At 66.5% G+C, this 19025-nt stretch carries 20 protein-coding genes; 15 read left to right on the top strand and 5 right to left on the bottom strand.

The window, feature by feature from the left end:
- Positions 1–67 precede the first annotated feature (67 nt).
- Positions 68–2353: a winged helix-turn-helix domain-containing protein gene (locus ACXJJ8_RS11410; RefSeq protein WP_499030048.1), complete on the top strand. Its 2286-nt coding sequence runs from the start codon at positions 68–70 to the stop codon at positions 2351–2353.
- Positions 2354–2356: 3 nt separating this feature from the next.
- On the opposite strand, the gene ACXJJ8_RS11405 is transcribed toward ACXJJ8_RS11410, so the two are convergent.
- Positions 2357–2626 carry a hypothetical protein gene (locus ACXJJ8_RS11405; RefSeq protein ID WP_499030045.1) on the bottom strand — a complete coding sequence of 90 codons (270 nt, stop codon included), beginning with the start codon at positions 2624–2626 and terminating at the stop codon, positions 2357–2359.
- A gap of 199 nt (positions 2627–2825) precedes the next feature.
- Here ACXJJ8_RS11405 and ACXJJ8_RS11400 point away from each other — a divergent pair, with 199 nt between their 5' ends.
- The 3 genes from ACXJJ8_RS11400 to ACXJJ8_RS11390 are packed head-to-tail and all read left to right on the top strand — an operon-like array spanning position 2826 to position 6601.
- Entirely contained in the window at positions 2826–4718 is a 1893-nt protein-coding gene (locus tag ACXJJ8_RS11400) for a DUF3604 domain-containing protein (protein WP_499030043.1), read from the top strand.
- A gap of 6 nt (positions 4719–4724) precedes the next feature.
- Entirely contained in the window at positions 4725–5600 is an 876-nt protein-coding gene (locus ACXJJ8_RS11395; protein WP_499030040.1) for a peptidyl-prolyl cis-trans isomerase, read from the top strand.
- Positions 5597–6601 carry a HupE/UreJ family protein gene (locus ACXJJ8_RS11390; RefSeq protein WP_499030038.1) on the top strand — a complete coding sequence of 335 codons (1005 nt, stop codon included), beginning with the start codon at positions 5597–5599 and terminating at the stop codon, positions 6599–6601. The genes ACXJJ8_RS11395 and ACXJJ8_RS11390 overlap by 4 nt, the downstream gene beginning before the upstream one ends.
- A 7-nt stretch (positions 6602–6608) precedes the next feature.
- Here ACXJJ8_RS11390 and ACXJJ8_RS11385 read toward each other — a convergent pair whose 3' ends face one another.
- A complete protein-coding gene (locus tag ACXJJ8_RS11385; RefSeq protein ID WP_499030036.1) occupies positions 6609–7406 on the bottom strand; it encodes a hypothetical protein in 798 nt (265 codons plus the stop codon).
- 132 nt (positions 7407–7538) lie between these two features.
- Here ACXJJ8_RS11385 and ACXJJ8_RS11380 point away from each other — a divergent pair, with 132 nt between their 5' ends.
- The gene (locus ACXJJ8_RS11380) at positions 7539–8378 is read left to right on the top strand and encodes a hypothetical protein (protein WP_499030033.1); all 840 of its coding nucleotides are present in this window, start codon (positions 7539–7541) and stop codon (positions 8376–8378) included.
- On the opposite strand, the gene dbpA is transcribed toward ACXJJ8_RS11380, so the two are convergent.
- On the bottom strand, positions 8344–9726 hold the full coding sequence (gene dbpA / locus ACXJJ8_RS11375) for an ATP-dependent RNA helicase DbpA (protein ID WP_499030031.1): 1383 nt from the start codon (positions 9724–9726) through the stop codon (positions 8344–8346). The genes ACXJJ8_RS11380 and dbpA overlap by 35 nt on opposite strands.
- A gap of 81 nt (positions 9727–9807) precedes the next feature.
- Here dbpA and ACXJJ8_RS11370 point away from each other — a divergent pair, with 81 nt between their 5' ends.
- From ACXJJ8_RS11370 to ACXJJ8_RS11355, 4 genes are all read left to right on the top strand, one after another.
- On the top strand, positions 9808–10287 hold the full coding sequence (locus ACXJJ8_RS11370) for a pyridoxamine 5'-phosphate oxidase family protein (RefSeq protein ID WP_499030029.1): 480 nt from the start codon (positions 9808–9810) through the stop codon (positions 10285–10287).
- 27 nt (positions 10288–10314) lie between these two features.
- Positions 10315–10995 carry a 2OG-Fe(II) oxygenase gene (locus tag ACXJJ8_RS11365; protein ID WP_499030027.1) on the top strand — a complete coding sequence of 227 codons (681 nt, stop codon included), beginning with the start codon at positions 10315–10317 and terminating at the stop codon, positions 10993–10995.
- Positions 10996–11005: 10 nt separating this feature from the next.
- Complete coding sequence (locus ACXJJ8_RS11360; RefSeq protein ID WP_499030025.1) at positions 11006–11386, top strand: VOC family protein; 381 nt, start codon at positions 11006–11008, stop codon at positions 11384–11386.
- Between the two features lie 82 nt (positions 11387–11468).
- On the top strand, positions 11469–12074 hold the full coding sequence (locus ACXJJ8_RS11355) for a hypothetical protein (RefSeq protein WP_499030023.1): 606 nt from the start codon (positions 11469–11471) through the stop codon (positions 12072–12074).
- A gap of 10 nt (positions 12075–12084) precedes the next feature.
- Here the strand turns inward: ACXJJ8_RS11355 and ACXJJ8_RS11350 are convergent, their stop codons facing one another.
- The gene (locus ACXJJ8_RS11350; RefSeq protein WP_499030021.1) at positions 12085–12441 is read right to left on the bottom strand and encodes a hypothetical protein; all 357 of its coding nucleotides are present in this window, start codon (positions 12439–12441) and stop codon (positions 12085–12087) included.
- 131 nt (positions 12442–12572) lie between these two features.
- Between ACXJJ8_RS11350 and ACXJJ8_RS11345 the strand changes: the two genes are divergently transcribed.
- Entirely contained in the window at positions 12573–13214 is a 642-nt protein-coding gene (locus ACXJJ8_RS11345) for a glutathione S-transferase family protein (RefSeq protein WP_499030019.1), read from the top strand.
- Between the two features lie 66 nt (positions 13215–13280).
- Positions 13281–13583 (top strand): I78 family peptidase inhibitor, encoded by a 303-nt coding sequence (locus tag ACXJJ8_RS11340; protein ID WP_499030016.1) that lies wholly within the window; start codon positions 13281–13283, stop codon positions 13581–13583.
- Between the two features lie 26 nt (positions 13584–13609).
- Here ACXJJ8_RS11340 and ACXJJ8_RS11335 read toward each other — a convergent pair whose 3' ends face one another.
- Positions 13610–13816: a hypothetical protein gene (locus ACXJJ8_RS11335; protein WP_499030013.1), complete on the bottom strand. Its 207-nt coding sequence runs from the start codon at positions 13814–13816 to the stop codon at positions 13610–13612.
- Here ACXJJ8_RS11335 and ACXJJ8_RS11330 point away from each other — a divergent pair.
- The 4 genes from ACXJJ8_RS11330 to ACXJJ8_RS11315 are packed head-to-tail and all read left to right on the top strand — an operon-like array spanning position 13788 to position 19023.
- Complete coding sequence (locus ACXJJ8_RS11330) at positions 13788–14354, top strand: GspH/FimT family pseudopilin (RefSeq protein ID WP_499030011.1); 567 nt, start codon at positions 13788–13790, stop codon at positions 14352–14354. The two genes, ACXJJ8_RS11335 and ACXJJ8_RS11330, sit on opposite strands and share 29 nt — an antisense overlap.
- Positions 14342–14944 carry a PilW family protein gene (locus ACXJJ8_RS11325; RefSeq protein WP_499030009.1) on the top strand — a complete coding sequence of 201 codons (603 nt, stop codon included), beginning with the start codon at positions 14342–14344 and terminating at the stop codon, positions 14942–14944. The genes ACXJJ8_RS11330 and ACXJJ8_RS11325 overlap by 13 nt, the downstream gene beginning before the upstream one ends.
- A gap of 17 nt (positions 14945–14961) precedes the next feature.
- Positions 14962–16689, top strand: a complete 1728-nt coding sequence (locus tag ACXJJ8_RS11320; RefSeq protein ID WP_499030007.1) for a hypothetical protein — start codon at positions 14962–14964, stop codon at positions 16687–16689.
- A gap of 12 nt (positions 16690–16701) precedes the next feature.
- Positions 16702–19023 carry a type IV pilus modification PilV family protein gene (locus ACXJJ8_RS11315; RefSeq protein ID WP_499030005.1) on the top strand — a complete coding sequence of 774 codons (2322 nt, stop codon included), beginning with the start codon at positions 16702–16704 and terminating at the stop codon, positions 19021–19023.
- The last annotated feature ends 2 nt before the right edge of the window (positions 19024–19025 follow it).

Below are 19025 nucleotides of genomic sequence, written 5' to 3'. Positions count from 1 at the left end.
ACGCGGTTTGGTTTAGCATTGACCCGCCGCGCCGGGTCCCGGCGCGAGAGAAGGGCGAAGCGGGCGCATGCGCCTTTCACGGTATCGATTCGGCGAGTTCCAACTGGACGCGGCATCGCGCGAACTCACGCGCGAGGGGCGTCCTGTCGCGTTGCCACCGAAATCGTTCGAATGCCTTGCGTACCTGATCGCGCATCGCGATCGCGCGGTCGGCCGCGACGAATTGATCGCCGCGGTGTGGGGCCGCGTCGAAGTCAGCGATACCGTGGTCGCGCAGACGATGTTGCGCGCGCGCAAGGCGCTCGACGACACCGGCGATCGGCAGGCGTTCGTGCGCACGGTGCCGCGGTTCGGGTATCAGTGGATCGCGCCTGCGGAAGACATCGGGTCGCGCGCTGCATCCGCACCGCCGGACGAGGCGCGCGTGTCCGAGCCTCCCCTCGCGCCGAACATCGAACCGGTGCCCGACACCGCGCCATCACGATCCCGATGGGGCTGGTGGGTTGCCGCGCTGTGCGTCGCGCTCGCGGTCCTGGGCGGCTGGTTTTCGTGGACGCAACGCAACGGACCGGCGCACGTCGCAACCACGCAGGCCGGTGACCTTGTCCTCGTGCTCCCCGTCGCGGTCGCGCCCAACGACGCCGACAATGCGTGGGTTCGTTTGGGCGCGATGGATTACATCGCCAGTCGTTTGCGACGCAGCGGGCTCAAGGTGGTCCCCAGCGACCAGAGCCTGCGCCTGGGCGCATTGGCAGAGTCGACGAAGACACGCGCGCGCCCGCAAGCTCTCCATGAATCCAGCGGTGCGCGCTGGGTGTTTTCCACGCAGGCGATGCACGATGCGCGCGGCTGGCGCGTGCGACTGGATGTGCACGACGAGCAGTCGCGCGTGGTGGAAGCGCGCGGCAACACGGCGCTCACCGCCGCCGCGGCCGCCACCGACGCGTGGCTGCGGCGCATCGGCCGCACGACCGCCGACGAAGCGCCAAGTGCGCTCATCGAACGGCTGCAGCAGGTCGACGCCGAACTGTTCGTCGGGCAGATTGCGAATGCAAGGCGCCTCATCGAAACCGCGCCCGCATCCCAACGCACCGACCCCCGCCTTCGATTGCGCGAAGGCCAGCTCGCATTTCGCGCCGGGCGCGTTGACGAGGCCGCGCGTCTTTTCGCTTCGATCCTGCAAGCCACGTCCGACGACGAGGTACGCGCCGAAGCGCTGATGGGAAGCGGCGCGGTGGACATCCGCCGCGAGCTTTACCCGGCCGCCGAAGCACACTACGGTCAGGCATTGTCGATCATCGCGCGCGGAAAGCCGGACGATCCGGTTCTCGAAGGCAATGCCTACAACGGACGCGGCGTCGCGCGCGTGCAGCAGGGGGACATGGATGGCGCCGTGCACGACATGAGCATGGCGCGCATCGCGATGCAGCGTTCGGGCGACCTGGTGGAAGCCGCGACCGTCGGCGTCAACCTCGGGCGCATCGAAACGCAGCGCGGGCATCTGCCGCAAGCGCTGCAGGAACTCGATCGCGCGATCGCGGTGTTCCAGCGCTTCGACGTGCGCGATTACCTCGCCGCGGCATGGATGACCAAGGCCGAAGCGCAGTTGGTGCAGGTGCAACCGGCCGACGCGGCGAAGTCGATGGCGCACGCGGCGACGCTGGCCCCATCGATCGAAGATCCTTATCTGTCGTCGGCGATCGCACGCATGCGGGCAACGGTGGCCCTGGCCAATGGCCGCCTGCGAGAGGCGGCCGCGACGATCGACGTGCCCGCGTCGGCGGGCGACGACGCCGCGACGCTGCGCCTCCTGCGCATGCGCCTTGCGCTCGCACGCGGTGCGGTGGCGGAGGCGGCGGCGCTCGCGCGGCAACCGTTGCCCGCCGATGCCGAAACGACGGGGACGCTCGCGTTCGTCGCGGTGCAGGGCGCGCTGCGCGATGGCGATGTCGCGACTGCGCGGCGATGGATCGCGCTCGAGCCGAAGCACGCCGACGGCGACGTGGCGTGGGATCTGTCGCGGGCACTACTCGCCGACGCCACGGGCGATCGTGCACTCGCGCTCCGCCTGGCGCGCGAGGCGGCCACGCGGATGGAACGCGAAGGGACACCGGAACATCGCGTGCAGGCGGGCGTGCTGCAGGCGCGACTGTTCATCGCGAATGGCGAACGCGACGCAGCGGCGGCGATCCTGGGCGACCTCGATGCGTTCGCGGACACCGACTATCGCGTCGCGTGGGGGATGCTCGCCTTGTATCGCGGCCTCGGTGAGGCCGCGATGGCGTCGAGCGCCGAATCACGCGTGCGCGCTTTGCAGGGCGAGCGCGACGTACGGATCGAACCCGCGCTCTGATCGTCAGGCCGAGTTGCGGGCGCGTTTCTTCGTCGCGGTTTTCTTCACCGCTTTCTTCGCCGCTTTCTTCGTCGTCTTCTTCACGGCCTTCTTCGTTGCCTTCTTCGTTGCCTTCTTCGCGCCCTTCGCGCCCCCGTCCTGTTTGTTGACGGTCGCCCATGCGATGCGCTCGGCGGCTTCGGTGGAACGGCCCTCCTTTTTTTCCGATGCCTCGATGTGCGCTGCCTGTCGCTTCTGCTTGGATGAGTACGAAGACTTGTCGCCGCGTGGCATGGTCGTGCCCTCTTCGTGTCGAGTCGTGGTGGTTTAAAACGGTCGGCGTCGCGAGTTCGTGAGGACCGACGCGCCGCATGCAAGGGGACTCCGTCCTCGAAGCGAATCCTCGGTGTCCTGCTGCGGAAATACCTCGTTCGCTTTTCTGGCAAGCGCGGCGTTAGATGGCGGCACCGTTCGAGGAGCAACTCCCAACCCCATGCGCGCGCTCATCCGATCGTTGCCCCTCGTGCTGTTGTTGGCCGCATGCACCGCGCCCTCGGCGCCGGCGCCCGCGAACCCCACTCCGATGGCGAAGGCCAAGCCCGTCCCCAATACCGCGTACCCGATGCGCGCCTATTTCGGCGACTCGCACGTGCACACCGGTTGGTCCGTCGATGCGGGCACCGAAGGCGTGATCACCACGCCCGAAGATGCCTTCCGCCTGGCACGCGGCGATGAAATCACTTCGAACACCGGGCGTCCGGTGAAGCTCAAGCGGCCGCTCGACTGGATGGCGATCACCGATCACTCCGACGGCATGGGGACGATCAGCGAAGTGATCGCGCGCAACCCGGGAATGATGGCCGACCCCGTCGTCGCGGGCTGGTCGAATGCACTGCGCAGCGGCGACGAACATCGCATGCACGACGCCGCGATGGACCTGATCCGCCACCAGGCCAACGGCAAGATGCCGAAGGTGATGGAAGATCCGAAGTGGATGGGCTCGGCATGGCAGAAAACCGTCGCCATCGCCGACAAGTACAACGCGCCCGGCACGTTCACCGCGTTCATCGGTTACGAATGGACCGTCAACGCCAACGGCGGCAACAACCTGCATCGCAACATCCTCTATCGCGACGGCGCCGACAAGGCGAAGCAGATGCTGCCGCTGACCACCTTCGAAAGCCAGGATCCCGAAACGCTGTGGGCCTGGATGGCGGACTACGAACGCAAGACCGGCGGCAAGGTGCTGGCGATCCCGCACAACGGCAATCTGTCGAATGGCCGCATGTTCGAAGAGCAACGCTTCGATGGTCGCCCGCTCACGCGCGAGTACGCGGCGACGCGCGCGCGTTGGGAACGATTGTTCGAACTGGTGCAGATCAAGGGACAGAGCGAAAGCCATCCCAGCCTTTCGCCCAGGGACGCCTATGCGAACTGGGATCTGTGGGATGCAGGCAACCTGGTCGGCCTGCCGAAGCAGGCGGGCATGATCCGCACCGAATATTGGCGCGAAGCGTTGAAGTCGGGCCTGCGCCTGGAACGCCAGCTCGGTGCCAATCCTTTCAAGCTCGGCGCGAACGCGGCGACCGACACGCATACCGGCATGCCCACCGCGGAAGAGGACAACTTCTGGGGCAAGTTCCGCGGCGTCGAGCCCTCGGCGACGCGCTGGGAGCCGACGGTCCTGGGGTCGGGCCCGGCGGCCAAGCGCGGGTCGGACATGGTGTCTGCGGGCTACATGGGCGTGTGGGCGACCGCGAACACGCGCGAAGCCCTGTGGGATGCGATGCAACGCCGCGAAACCTTCGCGACCACGGGCACGCGCATGACGCTGCGCTTCTTCGGCGGCTTCAACTTCAGCGCCGACGACCTGGGCGCGCTCGTCGCGAACGGGTACGCCAAGGGCGTGCCCATGGGCGGCGATCTGTCGGCCCCACCGCAACGCGCGAAGGCGCCGACCTTCCTCATCGCGGCGATGAAGGATGCCGACGGCGCGAACCTGGATCGCGTGTCGGTGATCAAGGGCTGGGTGGGGGTCGACGGACAAACCTACGAAAAGGTCTACGACGTCAAGTGGTCGGGCGATCGCAAGCCCGACGCCGCCGGGAACCTGCCCGATGTCGGCAGCACGGTCGACCTGAAGACGGCGACGTACTCGAACACGATCGGCGCGCCGGCGCTGGTGGTCGCCTGGACCGATCCGGACTTCGACCCGCGCGTGCGCGCCGTTTATTACGTGCGCGCGCTGGAGATCCCCACGCCGCGTTGGACCGCGTACGACGTCGTGCGCTTCCACTCGAAGATGCCGGCGTCGGTGAAGATGACGCTGCAAGAGCGTGGCTTCACTTCGCCGATCTGGTACACGCCGATCGCGGGACCTCGATAAGTGGGCATGCCGCGTCTGCTGCGCGAACCGCTGCTGCACTTCCTCGCCATCGGTGCCTTGTTGTTCGCGATCAATGCCGCCGTGAACGGGCATGGCGCGTCGGATGCTTCGGCCATCGTCGTCGACCAGGCGCAGGCCAACGCCCTCGCGGTGCGCTTCGAACGCACCTGGCAACGGCCGCCGACGCAGGACGAACTGCGGCAAACGATCGATGCCTGGGTCGATGACGAGATGTTGTATCGCGAGGGCCTGTCGGCCGGGCTGGACCGCGAGGACGAAGTCGTGCGCCGGCGCGTCGCGCAACGCATGGTGTCGCTCAACGAAGGCATGGTGGCCGCGGTGCCGCAGGAGGCGGAGTTGCAGGCCTGGATGCGCACGCATCCGGCGGCCTATCGCACCGCACCGCGCTATACCTTGCACCAGGTGTATTTCGATCCGGGGCGCCACGGCGCGCAATTGACCGGCGAGATGCAGGCGGCGCGTGCGCTGCTGTCGCAGGATGACCGCACATCCCCGGGCGACGCGACCTTGTTGCCTTCATCGGTGGATGCGATGGCCGCGGAGGATCTCGCGGCCGTCTTCGGCACCGCGTTCGTGCATGCGCTCGACCGCGCACCGCTCGGCGAATGGAGCGGTCCGATCGCCTCCGGTTTCGGCATGCACCTGGTGCGCGTGGATGCGCGGACGCCCGCGCGCATGCCGGCACTGGCCGAAGTCCGCGATGACGTGGAGCGCGACTGGCTGCGGGATCGCACGCAGCGCGCGAATCGCGCCTACCTGGCGGCGCTGCGCAGGCACTACACCGTCGACATCGACGCCAACCTTGCGCAAGCCGTCGCCGACAACGAAAAACGCACCGCGGGCGAGGGCGCCGCGCCATGAAGCGATGGCGCCTGTGGTGCATCGTGTTGTACCTGGCCCTCGGCACCTGGTACGGCATCGCGCACGCCGATACGTTCCGCCCGGCCTATTTCGAACTTCGGCAGATCGGCGCCGAGCGCTACGACGTGCTGTGGAAGTTGCCGGCGCTGGACCGCGGCACGCCGATGGCGATGCATGTCCGTTTTCCCGATGGCACCGTGGTCGACGCAGCACCGCGCAGCGCGTATACGGGCGATGCGATCATCGAGCAGTGGCGCGTCCATCGGCCGGGCGGGATGGTCGGGCAGGCGATCGCCTTCGAAGGGCGCGCGACCGGCGCCACCGACATCATCGCGCGCGTGGAATGGGCCGACGGCGCCAGCCAGGTCGAACGCCTGCCGGCGCAACGCACGTCCTTCGTCGTGCAGGCGCCCGCGACCACCGGCCGCGTCGCCTGGTCGTATCTGCTGCTGGGCATCGGGCACATCCTCGGCGGCATCGACCATCTGCTGTTCGTGCTCGCGTTGTTGCTGGTGGTGCGTGGCGGCAAGCGCATCGTCGCGACGGTGACGGCCTTCACCGCGGCACACAGCCTGACGCTCGTCGCCGTGACGCTGGGCTGGGTGCATGTGCCCGGCGCGCCGGTGGAAGCGACCATAGCGCTGAGCATCGTGTTCGTCGCCGCCGAAGTGATCCGCGGCATGCACGGTCAACCCGGCCTCACCGCGCGCGCGCCATGGGTCGTCGCATTCTCGTTCGGGTTGCTGCATGGCTTCGGCTTCGCCGGCGCGCTGGCCGATGTCGGCTTGCCGCAGAAGGCGATCCCGGTTGCGCTGCTGACCTTCAACGTCGGCGTGGAAATCGGGCAGCTGGCGTTCGTCTGCGCGGTGCTTGCGGTGGCTGCGGCAGCGCAGCGGTGGATCCAGCGCCTGCCGACATGGAGCCATTACGTGCCGGCCTATGCCATCGGCGGAGCCGCCGCGTTCTGGACGATCGAGCGCACCGCCGCGATCTGGGCCTGATGCCCGCCTAGTGCACCGGCTGCGCTTGCGCGGCACGCGAGCGGAGCAGCGCACTGCGCGCCATCTTCCGTACCGGATACAGCGTGCGGCGGTAGATGGCCGACACCGCGCGGCGGCCTGGCGAGATGCGCCACCCGAACCCTTGCTTGATCGCGTAGAGGCAAGGATTGCAGAGGCCGCAGGGTTGCCCCTGCCTGGTGGGCCGATCACAGAACCATGTGAGGCCCATCAGGTCGAGCCACCCGTTGCGCCGTGCGACTTCGGCGGTCTGTTCCTTCGTCATTTCGAACAAGGGCATCGAATACGCTCCGAAGATCGCTTGCACGTCCGCGTCGGGGTAGTCGCTCGGCAAGTGCCACGTGGTCAACCGGTGCGCGTCGGTCACGCGTTCGGCGATCGCATGCAGTACGGCGTGCGGGCCCTGGTAGGTGTGTTCGCAGGAGACCTCCACGCCGCGCACGCCGTATTGCTTGCAATAGCGCGCGATCCATTCGTACTGGTTCCCGAGCGGCGTGCGCGACGCGATGCGGTGGAAGGCCGCGGTCACCGCCGGGTCTTCGGCGATGTCGGACATCGGCACTTCCTGCACCGGCTGCAGCAACGCGCGGGTGTGCGGGTGCCGTTCGAACAACGCATCGCGGATGCGCTCCAGCGACGAACGCTCGATGGCCGCCGACGCGCGCGTGGGATCGACGATGTAGATCGGCGCCACGGGAACGCGGTGTTCGAGCAGCAGGCTGAGCAGGCGGAATGTCGAATCCCATCCGCTGGTCCAGAAGAGTTGGGTCGGAACGGCGTTCGACATGTGCCTGCCTCCTGTGAGCGTCGCGAACCTTGCGCGCGTGGTCGTGAACGCGGCATGCGCATTGCCCAAGATGAAACGCGCATTGATGTGTGCGATGCCACACTCGTTGCATCGGCATCGGAGTTGCAACACATGCACGACACGCAAGTACGGCTGCTCTGGACCGGCGGCTGGGACTCGACATTCCGCCTGATGCGTCTGCTGTCGGGCTCGAACGCAAGCGTGGCCCCGTTCTATCTCCTGCGCAGCAAGCGCGCGTCGACGGCTGTCGAGCTTGCCACGATGGAGCGTATTCGTTCTGCCCTGGGGAAAGTCTTTCCGGATGCGGCTTCGCGTTTGGCGCCGACGCAATTGTGCGATGTCGATGCATTGGCGCAGGATCCCGCGATCACGCAGGCATATGAACGGACGCTACGGCGGAGCTTCCTCGGCCGGCAGTACGAATGGCTCGCATGGTTCTGCACGCAGGAAGGCATCGACGCCATCGAACTGTGCATTCATCGCGACGACAAGGCGCACGCGGTCCTGGCGCCGTTCGTCATCGAAGCCGAGCGGGCGGGCGCAACGCATGTCTTCGATGCCCGCCTGGCGACGGCGTCGGAGGAAGCGGCGGATCTCCACGCGTTGTTCCGGTTCTTCAGTTTCCCCGTCTTCGAAGTCACGAAACGCGAGATGGCGGCCGAGGCGAACGCACGCGGTTGGCAGGACCTGATGGCGATGACGTGGTTTTGCCACAGTCCGCGACGCAACGGGCTGCCCTGCGGCATCTGCCATCCGTGCCTGTACACCGTCGAAGAAGGCCTGGCGTATCGCTTGCCGACCAGCAGCCGGGTACGCTCCGCGATCTTTCGTACCTGCCTGTTGCCCTTCCGCACGCCGATCGTTGCGACGCTCGAAGCCTTGGGCCTGCGCGAGCGCGACAAAGCGCAGGACGGGATTACAGCTTCCGAACGCGAAAACGCTTCGCCTTGATCTTCCCTTGCGTCAATCGCGCGAGCGCGTTGTTCGCCTGCGCCGCGGGCACCGCGACGTAGCTGCGCGTGGCGAAGACATCGATCTTGCCGATCGTGTCGCCCTTCAGGCCGCCTTCGCCGGTGAGCGCGCCGACGATGTCGCCCGGTCGCAGCTTGTCGGTGCGGCCGCCGTCGATGCGCAGCGTCGCCATCGGCGCGCGTTGCCCGACGTTCGCCTTCAACGCGGCCATCGGCGGCCGCTGCAGCGCGATGCGCAGATTCAGCGCGTCTTCGATCGCTTTCAGGCGCGGCAATTCGCGCGAGGTGCAGAGCGTCAGCGCCAGGCCTTCGCGGCCCGCGCGCCCGGTGCGGCCGATGCGATGCAAGTACGTGTCGGGATCGTTCGGCACGTCGTAATTGACGACCGCGCCCAGGTCTTCGATGTCGAGCCCGCGCGCGGCGACGTCGCTGGCGACCAGCACCGTGCAACTGCGATTGGCGAAGCGCACCAGCACTTCTTCGCGGTCGCGCTGTTCCATGTCGCCGTGCAACGCGAGCGCCGAGAACCCCAGGTGCGTGAGCGAGGCGACGACTTCCTCGGTATCGCGCCGCATGTTGCAGAACACGACCGCGTTGTTGCCGCCGTGGTCCATCAGCAGGCCGGCCAGCGCGGACGGCTTGCGTTCGGCATCGACTTCGTAGAAGCGCTGTTCGATGGGGGCTGCATCGGCGGCGCCTTCGACGGTGACTTCGACCGGATCGCGCATCGTGGCGCGCGCGATCGCGCGCACGGCGTCCGGGAACGTGGCCGAGAACAGCAACGACTGCCGGTCCTTCGGCGTGGCCTTGATGATTTCGCGAATCGGTTCCTCGAAGCCCATGTCGAGCAGGCGATCGGCTTCGTCGAGCACCAGCGTGCGGATGCCCCGCAGGTCGAGCGCCTTCTTGCGCAACAGCTCCTGCACGCGGCCCGGCGTGCCGACGACGACATGCGGTGCGTGGCCGAGCGATGCGAGTTGCGGCCCGAGCGCGACGCCACCGGTCAATGTCAGGAGTTTCAGGTTCGGCAAGCCGGTGGCCAGCTTGCGAATGTGCTTGGCGACCTGGTCGGCCAACTCCCGCGTCGGGCACAGCACCAGGGCTTGCGCGCGGACCTGCGGGAGGTCGATGCGATGCAGCAGCGCCAGGCCGAACGCCGCGGTCTTGCCGCTGCCGGTGGGCGCCTGCGCGATCAGGTCGTGCCCTTCGAGCAAAGCGGGGAGGCTGCGCGCCTGGACCGGCGTCATGCGCACGTGGCCCAGCGCATCCAGGCCCTGCATCAGCTTCGGATCGAGCGGGAGATCGGAGAATTCGGCGGCATCGTTCATGCGCCATGATACCGGCCGCCATCGCCCCGCGTTCACCGTGGTTTCAATACAACCGGCAGGTCCCCAACGGCGGAGCCACGCATGTCCACGCCCCACGAACTCGAAGCGAAAATGTGGAAGGCGCTGAAGTCCGACCGGACGATCTTCGTCGGGCTGCAGGGCGAAGAACACGCGCGTCCCCTGACCGCCGTGTACGAGGAAGAACGCGGGCCGATCTGGTTCTTCACGGCGCAGGACAGCGCGCTGGTGAAACAGCTGGGAGATTCGGGCGGGCGCGCCGTGGCGAGTTTTGCTTCGAAGGGCCACGAGTTGTTCGCGAGCCTGTCGGGTTCGCTCGCGCTGCACATGGATCGCGAAGTGATCGATCGCCTGTGGAATCCCTTCATCGCCGCGTGGTACGAGGGCAAGGACGATCCGAAGCTGGCGCTGTTGCGCTTCGATGCCGACGACGCCGAAGTGTGGGAAAACGCATCGAGCCTGTTCGCGGGCGTGAAGCTGCTGCTCGGCGTGGACCCCAAGAAAAGTTACAAGGACCACGTGGCCAAGGTCGACCTGCACTGATCGGCCTTCCGCATCGGTGATCCCCGAATGCTATTGCGCCCCGACCAGCTCGCAGTCGCCGACATCCGCAAGGCGCCGTTCCCGCTGCTGATCGCGCACGGGGTGCTCGACGAGGCGGCGGCGTCAGACCTGGATGCCGATTTCCCGCGCTACAGCGGCGCAGGCTACTTCCCGCATGCGGCGAACGATTGCGGCGCGAGCATCAATGCGTTGGTGTCGGAGTTGACGGCGCCGGAATTCGCCGATGCACTCGGCGCACACCTGGGCATCGAGCGCCTGTCGCAATACCCGCCGCTGGTGACGATCTGTCGCTCGCTCAACCTGCGGCACGGCTCCATCCACACCGACAGTCTGTCGAAGGTCGCGAGCGCGCTGTTGTATCTCAACCCGCGATGGCCGGCCGAAGCGCACGCCGGATGCCTGCGTTTTTTGACGCAACCCAACGACATCGAGGCGACGCTCGTGCCGGAGATCCCGCCGGTGTTCGGCACGCTGGCCGCCTTCAAACGGTCCGACTGCTCCTTCCATGGGCACCTGCCGTTCGAAGGCGAGCGACATGTCATCCAGGTGGCGTGGCTGGTCGATGCGGCTGCGAAAGCGCGCAAGACGCGCCGCGGGCGACTCTCGCGCTTCGTCAAATGGCTCACGGGGCGGATGGATCGCGGGTACGGCAAGCATCGCGACAAGAACGCGGCGCACCTGGATTAACATCGCGGGCATGCACCGCTCCCGCCTCTGCGCCCTGCTGATCGATTGCAACACCGACGACATCGAGGCCGCGGCCGGCTTCTGGTCGGCGGCGCTCGGCCGCGGCATCGACCGCGCACACCCCGGCACGCGCGGCAACTACGTCATGCTGGAAACACCGGAAGACGAACCGATCGTGCAATTGCAGCGCGTCTCGCACGCAAGCCGCGTGCACCTGGACATCGAGACCGACGACATCCCGGCCGAAGTGGCACGTCTGGAACGCCTCGGCGCGCGCGTCGTGGACACGCTGGAACGTTGGGTCGTGATGGAAGCGCCGACGGGCCAGCGCTTCTGCATCGTGCGCGTGCAGCGCCCCGGCTTCCCGAAGAACGCGACCGCCTGGGATTGAAGCGCGGCCTGTTTGCGCCACGCTATGATCCGCGCCAGCCCGGCCGCCCGGCCCGGCATTCCACCTCGGGGGAGGAGGGGACATGAAGCGAGTCCTTTGGGCCGCGGCGCTGGTCGCGGTCTTGATCGTCGGTTATCACGTGCATCGCGGTTGGTCGAAGCACATCGCACCGGCAGTGGTCCAGGCGCAGGCGAAGGCGGCCTACGACGGCATGGTCGAGAAGGCGAAGGCCGACCACCCGGACATGCCGCTGGCCGACGCGATGAAGGCGACCTCCACCGAATTGGCCAACCAGAAGCTCGCGTCCCTGGACGCGAAGGACCGCGCCAAGACGGCGGCGGGTTTCTACATGGGCTTCCATTGGTCGAACACGCGCACGCGCAAGGATTATTGCGACGCGCGCGGCGTGGACATCGGCCCGTTCGTTTCCGCTTTCGAAAATGCGCACGCGCAGGAATACGCGCGTGCGAAGGCGATCCTCGTCGCCGATGGCACGGATCCGGAAAAGGCGTATCCGTTGATCAAGCCGCAGATGGTGCAGGCGATCGACCAGGACATGCGCGACATCGGCAAGGGCGCGAACCTCGGCGAATCCGAAAGCTGTCAGTTCCTGGTCGACAACGCCGAGCGGATCGTGCAGTTGCTGGTGCTTCCGCCCGCGGTGAAGCAGGCGCTCTCCGACGCGTGAGGCCTGCGGGCTAGCCGCCCGGCATCGGCAGGCACTCCATCACTTCCACGCCATCGCCGGGGAAAATGGTGAAGTGCGGGTGCCCTTCGAACAGGCGCGCGGCCGCTTCCTGCGAATCGGCCTGGACCACCACCCACGCCGACATCGCGTTGCGGATGGGCTGCACGCCTTGTTTGTCGACACGCAGCGTCTTGCCCAGCGGCGCACCGTTTTCCTGCACGACCCCGGCGTTGCGCTCCATCCACGCCTTCCAGGCCGCGATGCCCTCGCGTTCGCGCACCTTGCGCTGGTCCTCGGGCAACGCATCCCATCCGCTCGCCGCGCGGGCCTCGGGCGTACCGGTGAAAATCGCGAGATAGCGGGGCATGGCGGGCATCCTGCAAACGGGGGGACGTCGAGCCTAACGCCAACCCTGCGCGCAAGCGGCCTGCGCACGAATCGGATATTGGCGCCTGGCACGGCGCGCCAGACTGTCGCTTTCCCACCGGAAGCGCCGCGATGATGACCCTCCACGATTACCTGCCTTCGCAAAATGCATGGAAGGTGCGGCAACTGCTACGACATCTGTCGCTGCCGCATCGCACGGTGCCCGTCTCGATTTTCGAAGGCGAAGGCCGTTCGCCGGAATTCCTGGCGCGCAACCCGACCGGCAAGGTGCCGGTGCTGGAACTCGACGATGGGCGCGCGCTCGCCGAGTCGAACGCGATCCTCGCCTTCCTCGCCGATGGCACCGCCTACCTGCCGGGCGATCCGTTCGCGCGCGCCAAGGTGCATCAGTGGTTGTCGTTCGAACAGGAGAACGTCGAAGCGGTCATCGGTTCGCTGCGTCATTGGACGATGACGGGCAAGCTCGCGCGCCGTTCGCCCGACCTCGTCGAAGGCAAGCGCGCCGGTGGTCTGCGCACGCTTGCGTTGCTCGATCGCGAGCTCGCGCAGCGCCCGTTCATCGCGGGGGAGACATACACCATCGCGGACATCGCGCTCTTCGCCTACGCAAGCCGTGCCGAAGAAGCCGGCCTGGCGCTCGCGCCGTTCGCCGCCTTCCGCGCGTGGGTGGCGCGCGTGGCGGCGCAACCGGGCTTCCTCGCGCAGATGCACCCCTATTCGATCGATCCGCATTCGATCCGGGAATTGCCGTGAATGCGCCCGCGTTGCGTTGGCCTAGTCTGGATGCCCCGCCTTCGCGGGGCTGACCAGGAGAGCGCGATGCATCGGTTCGGTCTTGCAGTGGTCGTGGCCTGCATGCTCTGTGCATGCGCATCGACGGATGCGAAGGAAAAGCCCGCGCCACAGGCCAAGGGCGTCGCCAAGTGCGACACGTCCAAACTCGACTGGGCGAAAGGGCAGCCCGCGAACGAAGCCAACGCGCGCCGCCTGGTGCGCGAGAGCGGGTTCGGGCTGTGGCGGATCATCGGCCCGGACAATGTCGAGCGCGCGGACTATCGCCCCGACCGACTGACGATTTACACGGACAAGGACAACATCATCCAATCGCTCGATTGCCACTGAGCGAAGGCGCACGCACCGCAGAGTGATCATCGCGCGGCGGTGCGTGCAGCGATACGGCCCACGTTTTCGTTGGTCCGCCTCGATGGCCCGCCCGTCCGTTTAGTGCCCGTGAAGGAGCGCCAGCGGCGTTCCAATGCATGCACGCAAACGTGCAGCAACCAGGCGACGATCATGGCGCGCGCGCCGTCCCCCGGATTCACATTGATGGAGATGATGATCGCGGTGGCGATCATCGTGGTGCTGGCCGCACTGGCCGCGCCCTCGCTGTCGGACTTCTTCGACCGCAATCGCGTGCGCGCGGCAGCCGATGATGTGTCCAGCCTCATCAGTCAGGCGCGGGCGGAGGCGGTGAAGAACGATTTGCCGATCAGCGTCAAGGCGACCGGCAGCGGCACGACGTGGTGCGTGGGCGCCGACCAGGCGCTGCCGCCCACCGGCGGTCAGAAAGCCGACGAGAGCGCGAACGGCTGCGATTGCACCAATGGTACGAAGTGCATGGTCTCTGGCATTCGGCGGGTGGTGTCTTCGGCCGACTATCACGACGTCTCGCTTAGCGGACTTCCGGACGCCGACATCGTCTTCGACAACACGCTCGGTGCGATGGTGACAGGCACTGGAAGCGAGCGACGGTTGGGCAGCCAGAGCTTGTCGCTGACGTCTCCGAGCGGGAAGTACGAGGTCATGGTCGCGGTCCCGGCGCTCGGGCAGGCCAGGTCGTGCACGCCCCCGGCGAAGCCGAGGTTGTCGGGAATGTCGCAATGCGCAAACTGATTTCCCGTCGTCGCGAAGCGGGATTCACGCTCATCGAGCTGATGGTGTCGCTCGTGCTGGCGCTCGTCGTGATGGCCGCGGTCACCACGCTCGTCGTCGCCGTGATCCGGTCGAATCGGCAGACGTTGCAAGCCACGCGACTGAACCAGGAGTTGCGCGCGACGCTGAATCTTGTCGCGAATGATTTGCGGCGTGCGCGGTCGGTGGGAGATCCGCTCAGCGAGGCGTTGGGGCCCAATGATTTCGCCGACATTCGCACGCCAGGGAATGTCTGTGCGATCTATGCCTATGACGACGCGATTCAAGGGCCCTGGCACACGCTGGCACTGCAGGAAGGGCGCTTGATGATCAACGGCGCCGACACTCGGCCGGGCGACTGTGTCGTCGGCGGTGCCCAGCTCAGCTCCGATCAGGTCCAGATCACCGACCTTCGTTTCGACCGTGTTCCCTCCGGCGTCCCCGACGACTTCGTCCGCCAGATCGACGTGACCATCACCGGTCGCCTCATCGACACCAACCCCTCGGCTCCGCCCATCGTGCGGACCATGCGCCAGACCGTCTACGTCCGCTCGGTCGGCGCCGGTACCTGACCTCCACGGAGCCCTCCATGCGCGCCCATCCTCTTCCGCGTTCGCGTCAGTCGGGCACCGTCCTGCTCATCGCGCTCGTGCTGCTGTTGCTCGCCGGCCTGCTGACGCTGTTCGCGTTGCGCGTGGGCGTGTTCGAGCAACGCAGCACCGGCAACGACGTGCGTTCGAAGGTCGCGGGCGAAGTGGCCGAGGCGGGCCTGGCACAGGGCTTCGAATACCTGATCCGCCAGCATCCGGAGATGTTGACCAACGCCAACCTCTGGGAGCTCTGCCCGGAAGACGACGCGACCTTTCCCTGTAGTGCGGTGCCCAACACCACGTTCGTGGTCAACGGCGCGGAGGTTTCCCGCCGCGGCTCCATGTACCGGCTCAAGGCCGACACCACCAACACCATCGGCAATATCGACACCGCCCTGTCGCAATACATGCTGCGCATGCCGACCTCGTCGAAGATCACGTCGATGGCGAACACACAGGCCGTTGCCTATGGTGTGGCGCCGGTGGTGTGTTTTGCCCAGGCGCCCGCAACCGAGACGTCTCCGATCCCCTGCGGCGCCGTCGGCTCGTCGAGCGTGCAGATCGCCACCTTCGTCAGCGTCGCGCGCTTGCCGGGCGAAAACACCAACAGCACGCTCGTGCAGACCGTCGGCCAGTATCCGAAGCTCGGCGACGAGATTGTGAGCACGCCGCCGGTCATGGCCTCCGGCGCGGTCGACGTGACCGGCAACCTGCAGATCGTGACCAACGCGAGGGCCGGCGGCAAAGGTGTGCCCGTTTCTGTCTGGAGCCGACTGGACATCGACAAGCACGGCACGCCCAACACTTGTTACGCCGATGAGTTCTTCCGCTATTCGCAGGGGAGCCACACGCCGTCGATCTACCAACACACGATCCGCTGCGACGACTGCAAGTGCGACGCCACCGGTTCGCCGGCGACGCTGAGTTACGACACCAGCGGCAACGACCGTTGTTCGGGTGCCTTCACCGATTGCGAAGGCATCGACGTGCTCGACGTCGACGCGGGCACGAACTCGAACACGCTGTACAACACCGGCGGCCACGTCGGTGCGAACTTCAACGTGCGTTCGGATTCGCTGTCGTATCCCACCTGCGAGTTCCCGCCCGACATGTTCCGCTTCGTGTTCGGCGTGAAGGCATGGGTCGACAGCGACCTCGACTGCTTCGCCGAAACCAAGGCGCCCTCGGTGCTGTACCAGAATCCCGAAAACGGCGTGATCGCCACGGTGCCGCCCGACGAGGCCTATCTGTACAAGATCGCCGAAAAAGTGATCCCGACACAGGCGCACGAAAACCTGGTGACCAGCGCGCAGCTCGGCACGAGCGCGCTGCTTTCCTCCGAAACCAGCAAGGGCATCATCTGGTGCCAGACCGATTGCGACATCAGCGGGCAGGTCGGCACACCGGACGCACCGGTGTTCCTGATCCTCGACGGGCAGACGACGATCCATGGCGTCGTGTTCGGTTACGTGTTCATCCGCGATACCGGCAATACGCTTCGCCCGGCCACGGGCAGCAGCCTGTCCGGGTCGTGCCCCAGCAACTGCATGCTGCAGATGAACGCAGGCTCCGCGATCTACGGCGCGCTCGTGGTGCAGGGCCAGATGAAAGTCAACGGCACCGCCGCGGTGATCTCCGACGCCAGCGTGCTCGGGAGCATCGTCACACAGGCGGGCAACGTGTACGCGACCTTGCCGGGCGCGTGGACCGACCGCGAGTCGTACTGAGGAGAACGCAACATGATCCTCCATCGCCGCAGCGGCGGGTTCAGCCTCCTCGAAGTGCTGGTCGCCATTGTCGTACTCACCGTCGGCCTGCTGGCCCTTGCGGCCTTGCAGGGCAGCCTGACGCGTTCGTCGGCGGATGCGAAAGTGCGTGGACGCGTTGCGGCGATGCTGTCGGCGCGCATGGATGCGTTGCGCAGCGGGAGTTACGGGCAACTGCTGCCGGAGGGCGCGCAGGCCGCCAAGACCACCGTCGACGGCGAAGATTGCGAAGCAGCCGCGCCCGACGATGCGTGGCGGGTCTGCGCACGCGATGAGGCGGGCATCGGCAGTCTTTCCACGCAACAAACGATCACCACCTGGTACGGCTCGCCCGACTTCGCCACGCCAGCGCCTGCGCCCAGCTTGCAGGACTCGAAAGTCGCGCAGTTCAAGCGCGTCACCCTGGATGCGTGGTGGAACGACGCCAGCGGTTTGCGCCACAACATGCAACTGGTCTCGGACGTGAGTTCGATGGCGCTGACCAGCAGCGTCGTCATCCCGCCCGAGCCGCTCAGCATCGGCAGCGGCGGGCCGATCGTGCGCTCGACCACCCCTGGCAGCTTTCCGATCGCGCTCAACGATCAATCCAACAGCAGCACGACCAATCCGACTCCCGAGCTCATCGGTTCGAAGAACAACCAGATCGTCGTGGGCACGCGCTACACGGTGCTGAACTATTCGCCGCCGGGCTTCGGCGACGGCGTGCAGATCCAGAAGCGCTTCGAACAGGAAATCGTGAAGTGCAGCTGCAAGTACGGCGCAGGCGGCAACAATCTGCCCGCGATCTACCGCACGGCGTTGTGGCCGGCGGTGTGGACGGGCGAGGAATACGCGGTGACGCAGCCGGCCGGCAACACGGCCGCGCCGGGGCAATCGAAGGCCTCCGGGGTGAAGTCGGGCGTCACGCAGAGCGACCTGTGCCAGGAATGCTGCCGCGACCACCATGACACGGGCAACAACACGCAGGTGCGTTTCGATCCGGAGCGCAACGACAATTCCGTTTCCAAGTACGACCTCAACAACTCGAACGTCCTGGTCGCCGTCAACAACACCAACAACGGCACGTATGTCGACGCGTGCCGCCTGGTGCGCGTCGATGGGTTCTGGCGGACGGCATCGGATCTTTACGCACGACAGTTCGGCTTGCTCGAAACGCAGGCCATCGGCAGCGTTGCGGCCAAGAGCGGCTTGCCGACCAGCGATGCGGTGACGCGCTACACGAGCTTCGTGAAGAGTTTCCTCTCCGGCTACAACGGCAGTTCGTCGACCGCGCCATCGAACGCGCAGGTCGCGTTCAACAACGACCTGCTCTTCAACGCACCGACCGTCAACATCTCGACGGCTTCCAACACCGACTATCGTTACCTGCACGGGCGCGGGCTGTACGTCGACTATCTCGAACAAGACGCGCGCGACAAGCTCGGCGAAGTGCTGCAGGACACCGCCGCCGACGGCGATTGCCCGACCGGTACGCCGAACGAAGAATGCGTGATGCCCTTCCTGCCCTTCACGACGGTCAACCTGACCGAGATCGCGAAGTGGACGGCCAGCAACGCCGCGGTGCTGACGGTCAACAGCGGGAACCTGTTGGCGAGCAACCCCTTGCAGCCTTCCGGCAGCCGCACCATCGGCAAGACCAGCGGGACGGCGAACAACACCGGCGAAATGCGGCGCTCGAGTTCCGGCGTGGCGGTCAATGCGTCGCTGCCGAACCTGGCGGGCGTGGATCCCAACGACAACAGCGATGTCTGGGCGGATGCGCAGGCCTTCCAGGTCGGCGGCAGCACGGGCGGCACGTTCGACGTGCGCGTCACGGGCGGCGGCGGCAATCCCTTCGTCTTTGCGACCGTATCGACCGACGTCAACAAGGAATGCCTGAAACCGGCGGGCACCGATCATCATTGCGTGTTGTCGGCGGGCAATGCGTTGCCGCAGACCGGCGCGATCCTGTTCACGAATTACTGGCTGGAGACGACGACCAACCGCAGCATCACGGGTGTGTGCGGCGGCCGCACGGTCACCGACACGATCGCGGTGCCGACTTTCCGCAACTACGTGCTTTCGACGGCAACGCTGGGTGGCGTGAACGGGATCATCGGCCAGCCGACCAACGACAACAAGGCGACCGAATCGACCAGCGTGAGTTTCTCGGCGATCGCACAAGGTTCGCTGCTGCTGATCGGTTTCACCGAGCAGGCCGGCAGCCCGACCTACGCGACCATCGCGACGTGCTCGACCAACGGTGGCGGCAACAAGATCAACAGTCCGACCTGGAACAAGCCGTGGCTGCAGTAATC

The sequence above is a fragment of the Lysobacter sp. P5_C4 genome (assembly GCF_054049695.1).
The sequence above is the reverse complement of the archived record's forward strand: the minus strand, read 5'-3'. Positions and strand labels throughout refer to the sequence as shown.